Source organism: Flavobacterium reichenbachii (genome assembly GCF_002217435.1).
GTDB lineage: Bacteria > Bacteroidota > Bacteroidia > Flavobacteriales > Flavobacteriaceae > Flavobacterium > Flavobacterium reichenbachii.
Window position 1 is genome coordinate 15,016 of record NZ_MUHF01000008.1, and the last position, 20,077, is coordinate 35,092.

Here is a 20,077-nt window from a genome sequence, read left to right on the forward strand (position 1 = left end):
TTGATTGCTTTGCTTTTAGCCGGCCTCATTTTGTATGCCTACACTTTTCTTTATATGAAAGAACAGTCAAAGGGAGCGATTGAAAATATTCAGATTGCTGATATTGGAATGCAGTCTCTTTTAGAACAAAAAGAACTTAATCTTGATACTGCTCAAATTGACTTCTTTAAAAAAGAAAATCAAATCATCAAAACTTACTTATCTCAGTGGGGAGTATTTCAAAAAGGAATCACAATAACTCAATTTAGAAAAAAGAAATTTAGTAAAGCTGCTATAATTGGATCTGTTCTCATTGCAGATAAATCCCCTACTCTTTATTTGCAGGATACTCACAATGCCTTAACTGTTGTAGGGAATACTAAAATCCAAGGTATTGCTTACCTGCCTTCACAAGGTGCAAACTCGGGTTATATAGCCGGAAATAGTTATTATGGTTCACAATTAATTTATGGTCCAATAGAAAAAAGTACTTCCGAACTTCCTAAACCAGAAAAAAGTTTCCTTGATGCTGTCAATTTTTATCTTAAGGAATATAAAATAAACGATGAGAAAGATTATATTAATTTAAATACTGGTCTAAAAATCATAAATTCTTTTAAAGAAAAAACAAAAGGATTCTATTCTCAAAACTCGATTACAATAGAGAATAAAATCCTTTCTGGAAATATTATAATTAAATCCGAAACCTCAATTATAATAAAAAAAACTGCTTTGATTAAAGATTTGATTCTTATTGCTCCCATTATTCAAATCGAAGACCAGACTATAGGCTGCTTTCAGGCAATTGCTTCAAAAAAAATAATATTAGGTAAAAAGTGTAATCTATCTTATCCTTCGGCTCTATTATTATTTCAAGATAATAAAAACACTCAAGACTATACCAATTACAGCAATTTAAAGGACAATCAAATTTTTATAGATACTGGAAGCACTGTTAGAGGTACCATAACTTATATACAGACAAAACAAACGCCCGATTTTCAGACTCAGATTGTATTAGAAAAAGATTCAAAAATTAAGGGACAGGTATACTGCAATGGTAATTTTGAAATAAAAGGAACCGTATCAGGATCAGTTTTAACCAAACAATTTACAGCGAATCAGGCAGGTTCTATATTTGTAAATCATGTTTACAATGCGTCTATAAATACTGATAATATTCCTCAAGTTTACGGCGGTATAATATTAGAACAACAACCAAAAACTATTCTAAAATGGCTGTATTAAAAAAAATCAGATCAGCGACATTAATTGAAGCAGTGGTTGCTACAGTTTTAGTAGTTATAATATTTATAATTTCAAGTTTAATACTGAACAATTTGGTTTTTAATACTTTCTCAAAAAATACTCATCAAATTGAAACTAGAATAAACGAATTGGAATATCAGGTACAAAATAAGATAATAGAACTGCCCTATCAGGAAAATTTTAAAGACTGGAATATTCAGATTGAATTAGAAACAATCTCAGTAAAAAAAATTATCTCAATTTATGCAGTAAACAATATTTCTAAAAAAGAAATTATAAAAAAACAAGTACTATGGCAGCCGGAAAATTAAAATCATTTACACTATCAGAATTAATAGTTGTTATGATCATAACTGCTATTGTGGTTGGCATGGCATTTAGTGTTTTAAGGATTGTTCAGAAACAAATTCATGCGATTCAAACCAATTTTGAAAAATCAAGCACATTAGCTCTTTTCGAACAAAAACTCTGGCAGGATTTTAACGAGCAGCATACTGTTATTTATGAAAATGATAAACAAATATTGACCATGATCTCAGAAATTGATACCATAACCTACTCCTTTCAGGAAAAATTCAGCATGAGAAATCTTGATACTATAAAATTGAAAATCACTCCAAATGAAGTTTTTTTTGGCGGAAAGAAAATAAGCTCAGGTCCTATTGATGCTCTATCACTTTTTGCAGAAACAGAATTACCGGGTTATCAAATTTTTGTTTCAAAAAAAAACGATTTAACCTTTTTTATGAATCAGGAAGATGGCCTTTAAAATAGAAAATACACCAAATATAAAGACTGTTCAGCCTAAAGGCTCGAACAGTATAGAAAGCTTACTAAAAAAAGAAATCACTTTTTTTGGAGAAAGTTTTAATAATAAAAAGAAGCAGGCATTTTATCTTGAACTGGCGGTACTGCTTAAAGCTGGAGTTAGTTTTAAAGAAGGATTATCACTAATTATTGAATCACTTAAAAAAAGTGCCGATAAAGATTTGATCCAGACTATCCTCAATGATGTTGTAAATGGAAAACCATTTTCAGAAGCAATGCGAGTTTCGAAATCGTTTACAGAATACGAATATTATTCTATTCAAATTGGGGAAGAAACAGGAACTACCGCTCAGGTATGTAAGGAACTTGGTCATTTTTTTGAACGCAAAAATGAGCAGAAAAGAATTATAACTGCTGCCCTTACCTATCCTTCTATCGTATTAAGTACAGCCGTTTTGGTCGTGATATTTATGTTGAGTTACGTTGTACCAATGTTTCAGGACATCTTTAAGCAAAACAATATGGAACTCCCAATTTTAACACAATTTATTGTAAAACTTTCTGTCTGGACAAAGAGTTATGGTTTATACTTTTTATTGGTTACCATGAGTTTTATTTTTTCAACTCAATTTTTTAAGGATAATGTTAGTTACAAAAGAGCGCTTCACTATTTTTTAGTTAAGATTCCTATTCTGGGGCCTTTTATGGTCAAGGTTTATCTCGCACAATTTACGCAGGCAGTTACGCTGCTGACCACCGCTAAAGTTCCATTGTTAAACAGTATTCAAATGGTAAAAAAAATGATTCAGTTTGTACCCCTACAAGAGGCATTAGAGCAGGTGGAAAACAGCATAATGAAAGGAAACAGCTTAAGTTCAAGCTTAAAAAATACTCCTCTCTTTGATAACCGAATTATATCGCTCGTAAAAGTAGCAGAAGAAACTAATCAAACAGAATATGTTTTTAAACAGCTCAGTGAACAATACAACCAGGAAGTTGTACAGCAGTCTAAAGTTATGACTACCGTGCTTGAGCCCTTTATAATTCTATTTGTGGGAGTTTTGGTGGCTATTTTATTGGTTGCAATGTATTTACCTATGTTTCAATTGAGCAGTGCAATTGGGTAGGATTTTATATTGCAATAAAAGATGGTAGTGTTACAGATTAGGTGTTTTTATAATATAATCCGATCGCTTAGATTTGTAAACAACAATAGCGCGGAAATTCTTTCCGTACCCACAAAGAGCATCAACATCAACGAAGAATAAAACAAAAACCTCGCCAGTTGGCGAGGTTTTTGTTTTATTCTTCGTTAAGTTGGCTTGTTTTTTCTGGAAAAATGCTGTCTTTATATTTTCAACTGGAAAAAAAAGTACTGGGCATTTATACAGTAAAAACAAGCATAGCCCTTGTGCTACTTGACAAAATAAAAAAACTTACCTAGTGCGTCGGCAGAAGTGGTGGCTGGAAGCGGATATTTTACATGATAAATTATTGTGNNCACAATAATTTATCATGTAACATTGCTTAAGAAAAGTGTAGGCTGGGCTTCGGCTTTGGAATCCTTTATTTTTCTTTTGATAGCTTAGAAACCGAAAAGACGTCAAAAAAACTTTAAGATCTTTGTTCATTATTCAGAAAATGCTTTTTTTAGCTTTAAAATTTTGAATATATGTATCGATCAAATTAAAGAGAATACTTTATATGTCGTTATCAAGATTTTGAATATCATTAATGCGTTTTATTACTCTTTTATCAAAGGTTGTATTTTGTCCATCACCGACAATTGCATCCGATGAAACTTCAAAAGCGTCAGCTATTTTTTAGCTACTTCAATAAACTGAGAAGTGTCACTCTTTGATATTTACCATCACTTGAGAAATACCTACTTTCAGAGCTAGTTCAGACTTAGATAATTTACTTTTTTCCCAAGTAAATTAATTTTTACAAATATATCTTTTTATTGAGAAAACGCAGAATACAAATATAAGATTTAAATTGTTAAAAAAAATACAAATTATAAGATTTTTTTTACTATTATTGCTCCTTAATTCTAATATACAAAACACTAATAAATAACTAACCTTACTTTTAATTTAAATCTTTCTAGCCAAATGAAAATTAATTTTACAATCTTCTTTTTTATAAACTCTTTATTTGCTTTTAGCCAGAATAATGAAACGCCGTTACTTCCACAAATTATTTCTGCATCTCCCGAAGCATCAAGTCTCGGACAATATGGTAGTGTCCCAGTTAATTTATCTGCAGGTCAAATAAATTATACAATACCTATTTACACTATAAAATCTGGAGATTTTGAATATCCCCTAACTCTTTCTTACAGTTATAACGGTTTTAAACCTGAAAATGATCCAACTATGGTAGGAATGGGCTGGGTCGCTAATTTTGGAGGAGCAGTAATTAGGCAATTACAAGGTGCTGCCGACGAAGATATGGCAATTGGTTATCTAAAAACTGGAAAAACATACGAAAATTTAGCTTCTCTATCAATATCAGATAAGGTTTATGCCCTTAAAAATGCCGTTGACCATGGTTTCGATACTCAGCCAGATAACTTTATTATAAATACCTCGACTATAAACGGAAATTTTAGGTTTAACACTGATAAAATACCTATATTCTCTGAGCACAGAAATTACAAAGTTAATCTAGCTAATGACAGCTTTAAAATTACAGACGATAAAGGAGTTCAGTATAATTTTAATGATACTGAATATACTGAAACACAAGTTTGGTTAAATGGTGGTTCTGAAACTTCATATTTGAGTTCTTTCATGTTAAGTAATATATTGTTACCCTCAAATAGCTCTCTTAATTTTGAATATGACTACTACTCCACTAGTCATATTTACAATACGGTGAGTAAAGAAGTTAAAACATTTCGTCGATTCTACAATGGCCCTGGTTCTGGAGCAGGAACAGGTGGGGAGGATCAGGGAGTTTTTTATTCCCATATAACTGATGACAAAACACTCTCGAAAATTATTAAAAAAATCACCTTTCCCAATGGGTATATATTATTTGAACAAAAAAAAGAAGTATTTTCAGGAAATACAGTCGGAATAAATATAAATTTTGGAGCCACAGATAGAATAAAATTACAATCTGTAAGTGTTTATAATTTAGATGATAAATTAGTAGAAAAATTTATTTTTAATTATTATGATTGTGGGTATTACTATTTCCTAAAATCGATTAAGAAAGTTACAAATAATGGAGATCAAATAGATTACTATACATTTGAGTATTCAAATTTATCTGACATTCCATATAATAGAATATCAAGCAATCAAATTGATTTATGGGGATTTTATAATGGTATTATATTAAATGAAGCTAACCCACAGTCTTCATTAGATCCTATATTTGATAAAGGAAAAATCGGTGCCTTAACAAAAATAACTTATCCTACTAAAGGGACAACAGAAATTCAATATGAGAATAATGAAATCAATAGAACTAATTATTACAATCCATCTAATCAAATCTATAATGTTTCAGAATCTTTGAAATTTTCTGCTGAGGAAACAATTCATGAATGTGATAGCAGAGAAAAACTTATTACAATTCCTTTTGATCAAATTGTGCGAGTTACACTTGAAGTAAATGTTACCGCAGAAAAAAGTTGGGCAAGAAGTACTTTTTTCAGCACTACAAATCAAGAGCTAGCTTCAATCTCAAGATCTGAAGAAACTTTAAGATTGTATGGAGGAAGCACTTATGTGACGCAAGAATTTTCTTTAGATTTAAAAGCAGGCACTTATAAGTTATTCGCTGATCTTTGTGAAGATAGGACTAGGAATAGGAACACATTATGCAAAAACAACTATAGATTATAGAAATACGCCATATTATGACAATTCCAATCCAATTGAAATAAATGAAAATATTCAAATTGGAGGAATTAGAGTAGCTAAAACTACAGATTGTCCTAACCACTTAGACAATAACTGTATTATAAAACAATATAAATATGTAGATAATTCTAATAATCTAATTTCTAGTGGATATCTAACTCAGTCTCATCCAAGATTTATAAGTAAACGAATTGCAAAATTAAATATAAGAGGGCAATTCGCTGAAACTTTAGGCGGATCACTTTTAATATACAATCAAGCTGGCTGGGAAAGTTACATTTCTCATACAGAAAGCTTTAGACCTCTCACTTCTTTAACTTCTTTAGGAAGCCACATTCTTTATAAAAATGTCAAAATTATCAATCAAGATGAGAGTCTGGGTAAATCTGAGAATGAATATTCTATTGCTGAGAGATCTGTCTACAGTGATGATTTCCCTACTCTATATACTGATGTCGATTTCGCAATTGGAAAAGTCCTTTCTCAAAATTTATTTGAAAATAAATCTGGTAATCTGTCTCTTAAACAGACACAGCAAAATATTTATGTTGAAACAATTATTAATCCTTCAAATTATGCCAGCGATTATCAAATTAAAAGAGCTCCTGAAGAAATTACTGTCACTGACCCTTGGACTGGAAGTGTAGGAAAAGAAAGTGCACCTAATACGTTTCTTATAGGCTCAGTAAAACATTTTGCGAAAGAATATCAAGTAAACTCGACAGAAACAAAACTTATACAAGAAGGTCAAACAATAAATACTAAAACAGATTATAAATACGACCCTTCAACAGGCTATAAAGTCGAAACTAAAATACTAAATAGTAATGGCAGTGAAGTAATTAACAAAACCTATTATCCAATAATTCTTCCAGAATTTATCCAGATGGCAAAAGGTACAAACAATCTCGATGACCGCATACAATTTCACGATTATTATTCGAATGGAAATTTAAAAGAAGTTTCATTAAAAAATGGAACACATACTATTTATTTATGGGGATATAACAAACAATATCCTATTGCTAAAATAGAAAACTGTAGTAATTCACAAGTTATTTTGGCATTGGACGTTTCTAGCCTTGAAAATGTAAATGAAAATAATTTAAATGCTATAAATAATTTAAGGAATTCCCTTCCAGATGCCATGGTCTCCACTTTTTCCTATATTCCACTCGTTGGTATAAGCACGATGACAGACCCTAAAGGACAAACCACAACTTATACATATGATTCATTAGGAAGGTTAGAATTTGTAAAAGATGCACAGGGAAACTTACTATCACAAAATCAATATCACTACAAAAACTAATAATCTAATGAGAAAAATCATAAATAAAACAGTAATATTATTGGTATTTAGTGCAACAAGTGTTTATTCACAAACACCAGTAGTTATTAACAAACCCGAACCTTCTGCAACAGATTACATTGTAACGGGAAATGAAACTTTAACAGCCACCCAAACAATTAATCTCAAACCTGGCACTTGGATTAAGTCCGGAAGCACATTTTTGGCCAGAATTACTGCTGACGTTTACATTCCGGTTACCATGAGCAATGAAAACTATATTTTCACAAGAGTCTTTCAAAGTCCTATTACAGATACCAACCGTATTGTCAATAACAAAGATGTAATAGAAAGTATTTCCTATTTTGACGGACTCGGAAGACCTATGCAGAACATAGCCATAAAAGCATCTCCAAACAAAGAAGATCTTATAACCCATATCGCTTATGACGGATTCGGAAGACAAGATAAAGATTATCTTCCTTTTATGATGCAAACAGGAGCCATAGCTTCTTATAGAAGCGGTGCAGATGCGAGTACCAGCAATTATTATACTACCAATTATCCTTTAGACATCAATCCCAATGCTCCTAACCCCTTCTCTCAGAAAAAATTTGAAGATTCTCCGCTTAACCGTCTCCTTCAGCAGGCTGCTCCAGGAAAAGATTGGGCTTTAGGTGCAGGACATGAAATAAACATTGACTACATGACCAATCAAAATAATGACATTAAATTATTTAATGCCTTGTCTTCATGGAATAATACAACCAAAATTTATGACATATCACTTGAAAACGCTCAAGGAAATGTTTTCTATCCTGCAAATGAACTTTACATAACGATAACCCAAGATGAAAACCGAGCCAATACAACACAGGAAGTAAAAGACAAAGAAGGCCGTGTAATTCTTAAAAGGACATATGGGACTTCGATTGTTAATTCAATTCCCATTGAAACCTACCACGATACTTATTATGTCTATGATAGTTACGGAAACTTAATCTATGTCATTCCGCCAAAAGCTGATGGAGCAATTACAGCATCGGTATTGAATGATTTGTGCTATCAATACAAATACGACCATCGCAATCGGCTGGCTGAGAAAAAACTCCCTGGAAAAGACTGGGAATATATTGTTTATGACAAACTCGACAGACCTGTACTTACCCAGGATGCAAATTTAAGGGCACAGAATAAATGGCTGTTTGCCAAATACGATGCCTTTGGAAGGCCCGTATATACAGGAGAATACAGTGTTTCCAGCTCACGTAAAGAGGCGCAGGATAATGCAGACAATTCTGCAATTTTCGAAAACCGTTCTGCTGTGCGAGACATTGGAGGAACCAATACATATTATAGCAATAATGCATTTCCTAATTCTAATATCAATCTTTTTACCATAAATTATTATGACAATTACAATAACATTGAACTGGAAGGCGCAAACCTTTCTGTTACTTACATATCAAATGCAAAAGGGCTTATTACAGTTTCAAAAGTTCGTATTTTAGGTACTTTAGACTGGAGTACTGACGTAAATTACTATGACAATAAAGGAAGAATCGTATATACCCATAACAAAAATAATTATTTGAAAGCGATAACTACTGCTCAGAATACACTTGATTTTGCAGGAAAGGTACTGGAAACTGTTTCTATACATAAAAAAGGCGCTTATCCTGTGATTAATTTAATCAATACCTTTACTTATGACCATATGGGAAGGATGCTCTCACAAAAGCAAAAAATCAACCAGCAGCCTCAGGAAACCATTGCTTCTAACACTTATGATAATCTGGGACAGCTGGTCTCAAAAGCAGTCGGTGGCGGTATCCAAAACATTAATTACAAATACAACATCCGCGGATGGCTTAAAAACATTAATGATGTCAATAATTTAGGAAACAATCTTTTTGCTTTTCAGCTCAACTATAATACAGCCGATTTAGGAACACCGCTTTATAACGGAAACATCAGCCAGACATATTGGAGGACTGCCAATAAAGACAATACTTTGAAAAGCTATACATATCACTATGATGAACTAAACAGACTTATTGATGCCCTAGGTGAATCAGCGGATCAGCAGGAAAAACCATCCTATGATAAAAATGGTAACATAATGAGTCTTTACCGAACAGGAATAAGACCCAAAAATACAGGAACTTCAAAGTTGGTTATGCAGATCTGGGACAATTTGACCTACCACTACGACCAAGGCAACAAGCTTATCAAAGTAGAGGACAGTTCAGACAATTCTGATGGCTTTACAAACAAGGCCAATCTTCCAATAGAATATACATATGATGCAAACGGTAATATGAAAACTGATGCCAACAAAGCCATTAGCAGTATAACATATAATCATCTAAATCTGCCTACAACTGTGACGCTTTCTGGCGGAACGATTTCTTATGCCTATGATGCCACGGGTGTAAAACAACGTAAAACAGTATCAGGGATCACAACAGACTACACAGCAGGTTTTCAATATGAAAACGATATACTGCAGTTTTTCCCGCAGTCTGAAGGTTATGTGAGTTATAATAACGGAAATTATGAGTATATTTACCAATACAAAGACCATTTGGGCAATGTTCGCCTAACCTATAATAAAAACCTGAGCATTATTGAAGAAAACAATTATTATCCTTTTGGGCTAAAACAATTAGATAGAAATAATGTCATAAATTTCCTAGGAAACTCCTCTGCTAATAAATATAAATACAACGGCAAAGAACTCCAAGACGAGTTACAGCTTAATGTTTACGACTATGGAGCACGTAATTATGACCCTGCTTTAGGGCGTTGGATGAACATTGATCCTCTCGCTGAAAAGATGAGAGGGTTTAGTCCTTACAATTATACTTTTAATAATCCGATGAGGTATACCGATCCAGATGGGATGTCGCCTTATGATGTAACATTAACAGGAGATAAAAGTAAAGAAGCATTAGCAGAACTACAAAAAGCTGTTGGTGATGGAATTAAATTATCTATGAATCATAAAGGAAATGTATCCTATGAAAGAAATGGACAAGGTGCTCTTAATAAAGATGCAAGTGATTTAGTAAATGCAATTGATGATCATTCTGTAATAGCAAGTGTTAATTCTTCGGATAAGGATTATGCATCAAACGGAGATCCGTTAATAGGTAATCAAATGGGAGCTACCGTAAATGATAATGGTACTGCAACAGGAAATCAGGAAATAAATCCAAATGCCTTAAGCAATATGGATGCTATTAATGGCAAACCTGGACAAACGACATTGCATGAAACTATGGAAGCGTTTACAGTGGGGAAAACTGCTTTGAATTCAGGTCAGAATATAGCACCAGCAACTTGGGCAGATGGTCAAAATTCAAAAAGTCCTTATAGATTAGCTCACGACAATGTAATTCCTCAGTCGGGGGAGAATTATATTCTAAATCAAAATAATCAGCCTTTAAAGAGTGTAAGCCCTTCAAATAAAGCAGAATGGCAGAAAGAGAAAGGTGGCGTATCAACTCTTAAATATGTCACTAGGCCTTATGGAAGTAATGGTCCAGTTACTCCTTACCACACAATAAAAGTTAAATAAAATGAAAAAGATATTCTTAATTACATTTTTAATTTTTAGTATTAAAAGTTTTGCTCAATTAACTATTTCATTAGACACTACATATGTTAAGATGTCTAAAGAAGAATATGTTAAGCTTAAAAAATATAACGATAGTATTTCTAAAATTAAAATAAGCCGAGATACAACTTCATACTATGAAATATTAAAAATTGAAGATTTAAAAACTTTTTATATAATTTATGCAAAAGGCATGGCAATTGATAAGAAGGAATATTTTTACAGAATAAAAAGTTTAAAAGTAAAAAATAAAAATGATTGTAAAGATTTAATAAAATCTGGTAAAAGTTATCAATTTGATTTAAGGGATTATAAAAACCATAATCAAAGAATACATTTTATCCCAGGTGTTGCCTTAAATCTTATTACACATGGAGGATTTAGTCCTTTTGATATTGTCATACATTTAGATGAAAAATTAACCAAAGATGAATTTAATATAGCTCTTAATTTACGAGGACTTTGTATAGTGAAGTAGAGATAAAATAACGTAGATCACATTATTAAGTATATACACCACCGGCAAGCAACTCCAAGACGGTCTGGGGCTTAATATGTATGATTACGGAGCGAGAAATTATGAACCTGCACTTGGTCGCTGGATGAACATTGATCCTCTTGCTGAAAAGATGAGAAGATTTAGTCCTTACAATTATGCTTTTAATAATCCGATGAGGTTTATCGATCCAGATGGGATGTCGCCTTATGATGTAACATTAACAGGAGATAAAAGTAAAGAAGCATTAGCAGAACTACAAAAAGCTGTTGGTGATGGAATTAAATCATCTATGAATAGTCCCCGCCTGCAATCATAGGTATTGACAATGTTGTTTAAAACGAAGGGATGTAAATTCTCCTAGAGGACAAGCAGCAGACCAAGTAACCTACTGAAAAAGGACAATTTGAAGTACCTCTTTCTGGTGTTACAGTAAAATAGTCTTATTTATATTACCAATGCTGGTATGGTGCTAATTACGAAATAACTAGAACTAAGAGATTTTAAAAAGAAGATTATGAGAAAATATATTTTATTATGTATTTATTTGAATTTATTTTCGTGTAGTCCTACTTATAATTGTGATGGACTAGCAGAAAATTATAAAACAGATGAATGTCTTTTAATTGTTAAAAAATTAACAGATAAATATAGTCGATTTAATTACATAGGAATTAATCCTGTTACTAAAAAAGAATGTAATTGTAACTCTGCTAGAAGCAGTAGATGGTGGGCTGACTACTCTGGCAACATTGAAATTGGCGATACCATTGTCAAAAAGAAAAGTGAACTTGTTTTTAGTATTCATAAAAAAGATACCGTTTTGAGTTTTAATTTTGAGTGTGATGGTAAGGTGTATAAATAAATCCGTTCTCAGAAGTGTTCTCATGAAAAGTTGCACAAATGTCTCTGACTTTGGTGGTTTTTTATTATTATAATTTATAAAATTTCAATCTCTCCATAAATTTTATGATAATTATGTAAACCAAACTCTCCAATTTGTAAAATGATATAATACTTTACTTATAATTTTACTTTATTGCTAATCAACTGTTTTTTAGCTGGAACAAATTATAAATACTATCAACATTTTATACTACTATTATGGAAAACTTAATCAATCAGGAGAATCTGGAAGATATCAGAGAATTTATTGAAAATAAAATAGCTAACGTACCGGCAAGCTATATTTTATGTGGGGCATTAGGCTCTCTAGCCTTGGCTGGTTACTTAAATAAAATAGGAAAAAAAGACGCTGCATCGGCTATTGGTAAACTTTCGATTCCGATAGTAGCAATAGGTTTAGCAAAATACAAAGACCTCTTAAAATCTGATGGTGAGTTTTCGTCTGAGTCTTTTCAACAAAATGCATAATTAGTTATTAATCTTATTTTGCATTTAAAGGAATAAAAAATTATAAACGTCTCACTATTGAGGCGTTTTTTAATTCAGGCCATGAGCAGAAAAACAGTTTTCTTTATTTAAATTCTGCTATGCGTTATTAATCTCTCCAGACTCTTTACAAGAGGTAAAAAAATCGTAAGCTCTTTTCTCTGCATACGAATGCATCGAATCACGCAATGGAAAAGCGCAGTGGCCGCCATATTTTGGGGTTTCAAGATAAACATAGGCACTGTCATGAGCTATAGCTCTCGGATAGCATCTTTCGCCTAAAAAAGGATCGTCAAGAGAATTAATAATTAAAACCGGAGTCGTAATATCTTTTAGTGAAAATTCTGGAGAAACGCGCTGATAATAGTCATCTCTACTGGCAAATCCATGCAGCGGTGCTGTAAAATAATGATCTACTTCATCAAAAGAAGAAATTTTATCAATCTGATCCCGGTTTATAAAATCAGGAAATTGTGCTGCTTTGTATTTCAGCTTTTTTTTAATATCAATTGTAAAGTTCTTCAAATAGACTCTGTTAAAACCTTGTTTGAGTACGGCTGCGCTTGTAGCGATGTGAGTGGGAACAGATATGCAGACTCCTGCTTTTACACGCTCATCAATTTTGGTCCAGCCAAAATAATTCAAAAGCTGTACACCTCCCATAGAATATCCGATTAAATAAACATCTTCGAATCCTTTTTTCAAAACAAACTGAACTACCTCATCCAGATCATCAACCGCTCCGTGATGGTAAAGTCTTGGCAGACGGTTCATTTCTCCTCCACAGGTGCGATTGTTCCATGCAAAAACTGAAAAACCTTTTTCCTGAAAATAAGCCGCACAGCTGTTATTGTAAGTTCTGCGGGAATCTCCTTCTAAACCATGACATAAAATAACTGCCTTTTTAGGATCGTTTATAATAAAATCAATAGTAATAAAATCTCCATCGTTCAGCTCTTTTTTTTCTCTTGTGTATCCTGGAACTTCAAACTTTTTAAACAAAGCTGCATATATTGTAGAAACGTGCCTGTTACGATGAATAATAGAAGGGAAATTATAATCTGATTGTTCAATTACAGGCATAATAAGAAAATTTTGTTTGTGTGTGTTCTACAAATTTAAGAAATGAATCAATATGTAATGTAAAACTGTCTTTTTTATTTCATTTAAATCACTATTCTGATTTTTTCTACGATATTTTAACAATTTAACAGATAATATTAAAACTATTAAATAAAACTTGTTTTCGCTTTCTTTAATAAAAACAATATCGTAATATTGCAATATAAAAATATTAATAATGGGAGCAACAAAAACAGATCATTTTACAGATAATCAAAACGAGCTTGCTGTCTTAGCAAAAGCTTTGGGTCATCCAGCCCGAATAGCTATCATGGAATACTTATTAAAAGTAGATACCTGCATCTGCGGCGATATTGTAAATGAATTACCGCTTTCTCAACCTACTGTATCACAACACTTAAAGGAACTTAAAAATGCGGGTTTAATTAAAGGAAATATAGACGGAAATTCTATCTGTTACTGCATTAACGAGCCGGGATTAGAAAAAATAAAAGGATTTTTTGAACACATTACTGTTCATCTTCAAAAAAAGAGAAACGAGTGCTGCTAATCTTAGAACTATGGAAATCAGAAATCTATTAACTTCTGACTGGGAACACGTCAGGTTAATTTACGAAAAAGGAATCACTACCGGAAATGCAACATTTCAAACTACTGCACCTTCTTGGGATGATTGGAATAATTCACACCTTGAAAGCTGTAGAATTGTCAGCGAAGGCGATGGTGCAATTACAGGCTGGGCTGCTCTTACACCGGTTTCTTCACGATGCGTGTATGCCGGAGTTGCCGAAGTTAGTGTATATGTTGATCCAGAACATTCTGGAAAAGGAATTGGTCTCGCACTTTTGAATAGACTTGTAAATTTAAGTGAGACTGAAGGCATATGGACACTTCAAGCCGGGATTTTTCCTGAAAACACAGCAAGTCTTCGCATTCACGAAAAAGCAGGCTTCAGGATTTTAGGTGTTCGGGAAAAAATTGGCAGACAGTACGGAATTTGGAGAGATACTGTTCTGCTCGAAAGAAGAAGCAAACTTTTGATCTAATTACAATTTTCAAAAAACATATTTAGATAACTAAAAAATTAAAAATCATGAAACTTTCAGAAATTAAACAAATACTAACTGCAGTTGAAACTGTCAATTTTGAACTCCCAAACGGAATTTTTGTTCCCGAATATTTCCACGTAACTGAAGTCGGCCTGATTACTAAAAACTTTATTGATTGCGGCGGAGTCGTCAGAAAGGAAACTGTGGTCAATTTTCAGCTTTGGGACGCCAATGATTATGAGCACAGATTAAAACCTCAAAAACTAATTCACATCATTGAACTTTCAGAAAAAGTATTAGGGATTGAAGATCATGAAATTGAAGTAGAATATCAGGATACGACTATTGGTAAATACGATTTAGGGTTTAATGGTAAAAATTTCATTTTAATAAATAAACAAACTGCCTGTCTGGCTCAGGATCAATGCGGAATTCCATCAAACAAACCTAAGGTGCAATTTTCTCAGTTAAACGCAGACAATTCAAACTCATGCACACCTGGCGGAGGATGTTGTTAATTTTCGTAATCAAATGACCAATAACGTTTTAGAACTATGTTGTATCCTAAAATAGAAAATACAATCAGCTCATTTAATTTTGAGCAGATTTCTGAAGAACGTAAAAGTATATTGCAGCCTTTGGTTGACTTTATTCAAAACAAAGCAAATAATAAAAAGGAAATCAGATTGAACTTAATCTGCACACACAATTCCAGAAGGAGCCATTTATCTCAGGTTTGGGCGCAGACTGCTGCTTTTCATTATAATATAAAAAATGTTTTCTGCTATTCTGGCGGTACAGAAGCCACTGCTTTGTTCCCGATAGCTGCCGAAACTTTAGTGTATTCTGGATTTAAGATCGTAAAAATTTCAGAAGGCAAAAATCCTGTATATTCCATAAAATTTTCATCGAACGAAGCACCTATTATCGGCTTCTCTAAAACTTATGATGATGATTTTAATCCTGAAAGTGAGTTTGCAGCAATCATGACCTGCTCACAAGCTGACGGAGGCTGTCCGTTTATTGCAGGTGCTATAAAACGAATTCCGATTACTTTTGAAGATCCAAAAGTTTCAGATGGAACTCCGCAGCAAAAAGAAATATACTTGCAGCGGAGTCTTCAAATTGGAACTGAAATGTTTTATGTATTCTCACAAATCAAACGATAAAATGCTCACCGATAATGCTGTACCGTTATCTGAAATATAGTTCAAAACAGTCATAAACTAATAAATAGCATTCATTTGAGCTAATTTTTTCAATTTCCTATTTCAACGACTGATTTTGCCTGTTTACCGAAAACCAAATATTCTGGAGAAGTTTTCTAATGACCTTTACATAAGAAAACAAAGCAATCCTGCTTATAAATTAAAACTCTAGATTATGAAAGCAACCATAGGTCTTACAGAAAAAAACACAGACGCAGTTTCTAATGAATTGGCAAAATTATTGGCCGATGAATTTGTACTTTATACCAAAACCAGAAATGCGCACTGGAATGTTACAGGTGATAATTTTCATGCAAATCACATTTTCTTTGAAAATCAGTACAAACAATTAGATGAGATCATTGACAGCGTTGCCGAACGTATGCGAAAAATTGGCCATTACGCACCAGCAACTCTAAAATCGTATCTTGAACTTACGCATCTTACAGAATACAGCGATAGAACAAATGACGGATTGGGTTTCATGAAAGATTTATTGAATGATCATGAAAGCATTATAGAGTTTATTCGCGGTAACATCACTCCTTTTGCCAACGATTACAAAGATTATGGTTCTAGCGATTTTATTACAGGTTTAATAGAAGTGCACGAAGAAATGGCCTGGATGATCCGTTCTTACTTTAGATAAAATAAATAGGAATAAGTATATTTGTCTAAACCCAAAACCAAATACCATGAAAGCGTTGATCGTTGATGACAATGATATTGCAAGAACCACTTTGTCTCATTTGGCAAAACAAATTCCGAATCTTATAGTTGTAAATGAATATTGTAATGCCATTGAGGCGTATCATCATTTACAGGAAAATCATGTAGACTTGATCTTTTTGGATATTGAAATGCCGGAAATGACTGGAATAGAATTGACAAAAAATCTATCAGGCAAAGATGTCATCATCATTTTTACGTCTTCTAAAAAGGAATATGCGCTGGAAGCTTTTGAATTGAATATCGCAGATTACATCCTAAAACCAGTTACTCCATCACGATTTTTACAGGCGATAAGTAAAGCGCAGTCTATAATAGAAAGCCGAAAAGAGAATGTGCAATTTGGAAAAGAAGAATTTTTATTTGTTAGAGATTCCAATATTACAAGACGCTTAAAACTGGATGATATTTTTTATGCAGAAGCAATGGGCGATTATGTAAAGTTTTACACCAAAGAAAAAATGTTTGCCATACACGGCAAAATGAAAACTGCCGAAGAACGTCTGCCAAAAGATGATTTCATTAGAGTGCATCGTTCTTATATTGTTTCACTGAGTAAAATTGACACTTTACAAGATGGCGGTATTATGATTAATAAAAAATTTATTCCCGTTGCCGATGCTTATCGAAAAGCGCTTAACACGAGAATGAATGTTTTTTAAACAGCATTATTTCAGCTGAAACTTCTGCCCCATTTAAATTAAAATGATCCATTGTTTGTATTTAGCAAAAAATAAACACATAGAAACATAGATTTTTTTTATATAAAAAGGATACAAAAAGAAACTCGTTTCTCACACATAGCAAAGTATGTGCGTTAAAATAAGTGAAACGCCTTTTTTTTAAAGTTTCCAAATCTATGCTTCTATGTGTTAGAATTAATTTCACTCAACGAGTTAAGATAATACAATTTCATTTACACTTATTTTATGATAAATACGTCTACCGTAATGGGCAACAAACGCTTTAGCTATTTTATAATAAGCAGCTTTATTTTGTGCAGCGTTTTATTGATCGCTGTACAAATTAATTCGGCCAGAAATACTAAAGAGCTCATACGAAACAACAATACACTTTTAAGCGAGCTGCGTTCAAGCAATCATTTAAGAGAAATCGACCGTGATATTTTGGGAGTTGAAAGCAGAATCAGAGCTTCTATTGCTACCAATGACACCACTCATCTGGAAGGAATTGATCAGAAGATTAAGCAGATTCGAAATTTTCTCGATTCCTTATCCGTAGACAATTCAGATCCTGAAGAAGAAAACTTAATTCAGAGACTGGGAGTTCTTGCGCAAGATAAAATGATTACAAAAGGAAAGCTTCTGCATCGCTATGATTCTGTGGGAAATATGGATGATAATACCTCTATAGCCAATCCGCGTGCGCGAATGATCTCTAATGAAATTACTGATATTACGGCAAAAATTTATCATAAGCGTCAAGTGCGGATGGTTGAACTCAGCAATCTAAGTAACGAAATGGGCGAACGAGCAAAACTCTATGACATTTCTCTATTAATATTATTGGTAATAAGCGGTGCTGTAATTGGTTATCATATCATGCGCCAATTTAGAAGACAGCATTTTTTGATTAAGGAATTGGATATTGCAGAGAAAAAAGCATCTGTTGCAGCACAAACCAAAGAAAACTTTCTGGCCAATATGAGTCATGAAATAAGAACGCCGTTAAGTGGTATTTTAGGATTTACCAATTTATTGCAGAAAAGACCTTTAGATGAAACAGCAACGGAATTTGTAAGTTCCATTCAGCGGTCCGGAGAAAACTTAATGACCATTATTAATGACATACTCGATTTATCTAAAATCGAAGCAGGAATGATGCGCATTACACCCGGAATATTCAGCATCAATGGATTATTAGACTCGGTTGAAACGCTTTTTTCAGAACGTGTAAAAGAAAAAAAACTAACGATTTCGAGTAAGATTGAAACTTCAATTCCCGATACTTTAATTGGTGATGCCACCAGATTGACGCAAATATTAGTAAACCTTATTGGCAACGCAATAAAGTTTACGCATCAGGGATCAGTAAGTATCGAAGTTTATAACAAAGAACAAAACGAAAATCAGGTTGCTCTGGGTTTTAAAATTATAGATACAGGTATCGGAATTGATAAAGAAAAACTAGACGAAGTTTTCGAAAGATTCAATCAGGGCGAAGATTCTACAACCAGAAATTATGGTGGAACAGGGTTAGGTTTATCAATTGTAAAAAGGCTGATTTTATTGCAGGACGGCGATATCGAAGTAAGCAGTGAACGTGGAAAAGGAACGACTTTCAGTTTTTATATTCCGTATGAAATTGCTAAAGAACAGCTTAATGCAGTTCCGGTTGCAAATGTGGATCACTTTAAAGATATTTCCAATACGGCTTTGAGAGTTTTAGTTGTAGACGACAATGCCATAAACCAAAGTTTGATGAAACATTTATTATCGCAATGGAATATTGATTTTGATATGGTATCTAATGGTTTAGAAGCCGTTGAATATCTAAGAAAAAAAGATTGTGATCTTGTTCTGATGGATTTACAAATGCCTCAAATGGACGGATATACGGCAACGCAGCAAATCCGTGAAATCTTAAAATTAGATATTCCGATAATTGCTATGACGGCGCATGCACTGCCTGGTGAAAGAGAAAAATGTCTGAGCCGCGGTATGAATGAATACCTCTCTAAACCTATTAAAGAAGAAGAGCTTTTTAAATTAATTGCTAGTTTCGGACTGAAAGAATCTAAATCAGAAGAAATAAACGTAAGAGAAACTAATCCAGTTTTTGAATACATTGATCTTACTTACATGAAGTCAGTTAGCAGTGGTAACAAAGCTTTTGAAGAAACCGTGACCAAGCAATTTATTGACAATGTGCCACGGCATTTGGAACAACTAAAAAAAGCTTATCAAAATCAGGATTTTAAAATGACAAAACTAACTGCTCACGATTTAAAATCTAGCGTCGCAATAATGGGTTTGTTACCGCTTTTAGAAGAAAAACTCGACATTCTTGAAACGGCTTCAGAGCAAAATACAACTTTACAACAAATTTTAGACGATGTAGAAAGCATTCTCAATTTATCACTTGTTGAAGCAAAAATATTCTTAGAATCTCTGTAAAAAAACAAATAGTTTTCAATTCAAAAAAATCATCTTACTATATATTATTCACTAAGAGACTGTTCGAAAAAGCAGTCTCTTTTTTTATTTTTTCCTATCTTCAAACATAGCCCGAGGTTTCAACCTCGGGAAACGCATTCTATGCAAATTATGATCCTAATTGTGCTTTAATAATT

Annotated in this window: 18 protein-coding genes and 1 pseudogene; 18 read left to right on the forward strand and 1 reads right to left on the reverse strand. The window is 33.0% G+C overall.

What is annotated here, in order from left to right; all coding sequences use genetic code 11:
- The first annotated feature begins 54 nt into the window (after positions 1-54).
- From B0A68_RS08985 to B0A68_RS09040, 11 genes and pseudogenes are all read left to right on the forward strand, one after another.
- Complete coding sequence (locus B0A68_RS08985) at positions 55-1,227, forward strand: hypothetical protein (protein ID WP_243394143.1); 1,173 nt, start codon at positions 55-57, stop codon at positions 1,225-1,227.
- Positions 1,215-1,559: a hypothetical protein gene (locus B0A68_RS08990; RefSeq protein ID WP_089069717.1), complete on the forward strand. Its 345-nt coding sequence runs from the start codon at positions 1,215-1,217 to the stop codon at positions 1,557-1,559. Before B0A68_RS08985 ends, B0A68_RS08990 begins: the two co-directional genes overlap by 13 nt.
- Entirely contained in the window at positions 1,541-2,017 is a 477-nt protein-coding gene (locus tag B0A68_RS08995; protein ID WP_089069718.1) for a PulJ/GspJ family protein, read from the forward strand. Before B0A68_RS08990 ends, B0A68_RS08995 begins: the two co-directional genes overlap by 19 nt.
- Positions 2,007-3,143: a type II secretion system F family protein gene (locus B0A68_RS09000; protein ID WP_089069719.1), complete on the forward strand. Its 1,137-nt coding sequence runs from the start codon at positions 2,007-2,009 to the stop codon at positions 3,141-3,143. The genes B0A68_RS08995 and B0A68_RS09000 overlap by 11 nt, the downstream gene beginning before the upstream one ends.
- A 987-nt stretch (positions 3,144-4,130) precedes the next feature.
- A complete protein-coding gene (locus B0A68_RS09010; RefSeq protein WP_089069721.1) occupies positions 4,131-5,876 on the forward strand; it encodes a hypothetical protein in 1,746 nt (581 codons plus the stop codon).
- Positions 5,821-7,206: an RHS repeat domain-containing protein gene (locus tag B0A68_RS09015; RefSeq protein WP_089069722.1), complete on the forward strand. Its 1,386-nt coding sequence runs from the start codon at positions 5,821-5,823 to the stop codon at positions 7,204-7,206. The genes B0A68_RS09010 and B0A68_RS09015 overlap by 56 nt, the downstream gene beginning before the upstream one ends.
- A 7-nt stretch (positions 7,207-7,213) precedes the next feature.
- On the forward strand, positions 7,214-10,768 hold the full coding sequence (locus B0A68_RS09020) for a DUF6443 domain-containing protein (RefSeq protein WP_165770639.1): 3,555 nt from the start codon (positions 7,214-7,216) through the stop codon (positions 10,766-10,768).
- 1 nt (position 10,769) lies between these two features.
- On the forward strand, positions 10,770-11,285 hold the full coding sequence (locus B0A68_RS09025; RefSeq protein WP_035680049.1) for a hypothetical protein: 516 nt from the start codon (positions 10,770-10,772) through the stop codon (positions 11,283-11,285).
- Between the two features lie 43 nt (positions 11,286-11,328).
- Positions 11,329-11,506: pseudogene (locus B0A68_RS24835) on the forward strand (RHS repeat domain-containing protein); the annotation flags it as partial.
- A gap of 314 nt (positions 11,507-11,820) precedes the next feature.
- On the forward strand, positions 11,821-12,168 hold the full coding sequence (locus B0A68_RS09035; RefSeq protein WP_035680046.1) for a hypothetical protein: 348 nt from the start codon (positions 11,821-11,823) through the stop codon (positions 12,166-12,168).
- A gap of 239 nt (positions 12,169-12,407) precedes the next feature.
- Positions 12,408-12,677 (forward strand): hypothetical protein, encoded by a 270-nt coding sequence (locus B0A68_RS09040; RefSeq protein WP_035680044.1) that lies wholly within the window; start codon positions 12,408-12,410, stop codon positions 12,675-12,677.
- 117 nt (positions 12,678-12,794) lie between these two features.
- Here the strand turns inward: B0A68_RS09040 and B0A68_RS09045 are convergent, their stop codons facing one another.
- Positions 12,795-13,778: a YheT family hydrolase gene (locus B0A68_RS09045; RefSeq protein ID WP_035680042.1), complete on the reverse strand. Its 984-nt coding sequence runs from the start codon at positions 13,776-13,778 to the stop codon at positions 12,795-12,797.
- A 217-nt stretch (positions 13,779-13,995) separates the two neighbouring features.
- Between B0A68_RS09045 and B0A68_RS09050 the strand changes: the two genes are divergently transcribed.
- The 7 genes from B0A68_RS09050 (at position 13,996) to B0A68_RS09080 (ending at position 19,901) form a co-directional block, all read left to right on the forward strand.
- Entirely contained in the window at positions 13,996-14,328 is a 333-nt protein-coding gene (locus tag B0A68_RS09050) for an ArsR/SmtB family transcription factor (RefSeq protein ID WP_035680041.1), read from the forward strand.
- Positions 14,329-14,338: 10 nt separating this feature from the next.
- On the forward strand, positions 14,339-14,824 hold the full coding sequence (locus tag B0A68_RS09055; protein WP_035680040.1) for a GNAT family N-acetyltransferase: 486 nt from the start codon (positions 14,339-14,341) through the stop codon (positions 14,822-14,824).
- 47 nt (positions 14,825-14,871) lie between these two features.
- The gene (locus B0A68_RS09060; RefSeq protein WP_035680038.1) at positions 14,872-15,345 is read left to right on the forward strand and encodes a DUF6428 family protein; all 474 of its coding nucleotides are present in this window, start codon (positions 14,872-14,874) and stop codon (positions 15,343-15,345) included.
- A gap of 36 nt (positions 15,346-15,381) precedes the next feature.
- Positions 15,382-15,996, forward strand: a complete 615-nt coding sequence (locus B0A68_RS09065) for a low molecular weight phosphatase family protein (RefSeq protein WP_035680036.1) — start codon at positions 15,382-15,384, stop codon at positions 15,994-15,996.
- A gap of 214 nt (positions 15,997-16,210) precedes the next feature.
- Complete coding sequence (locus tag B0A68_RS09070) at positions 16,211-16,684, forward strand: Dps family protein (protein WP_035680033.1); 474 nt, start codon at positions 16,211-16,213, stop codon at positions 16,682-16,684.
- 46 nt (positions 16,685-16,730) lie between these two features.
- Positions 16,731-17,426: a LytR/AlgR family response regulator transcription factor gene (locus tag B0A68_RS09075; RefSeq protein ID WP_035680030.1), complete on the forward strand. Its 696-nt coding sequence runs from the start codon at positions 16,731-16,733 to the stop codon at positions 17,424-17,426.
- A 267-nt stretch (positions 17,427-17,693) separates the two neighbouring features.
- Complete coding sequence (locus B0A68_RS09080; RefSeq protein ID WP_035680027.1) at positions 17,694-19,901, forward strand: ATP-binding protein; 2,208 nt, start codon at positions 17,694-17,696, stop codon at positions 19,899-19,901.
- Positions 19,902-20,077 lie beyond the last annotated feature (176 nt).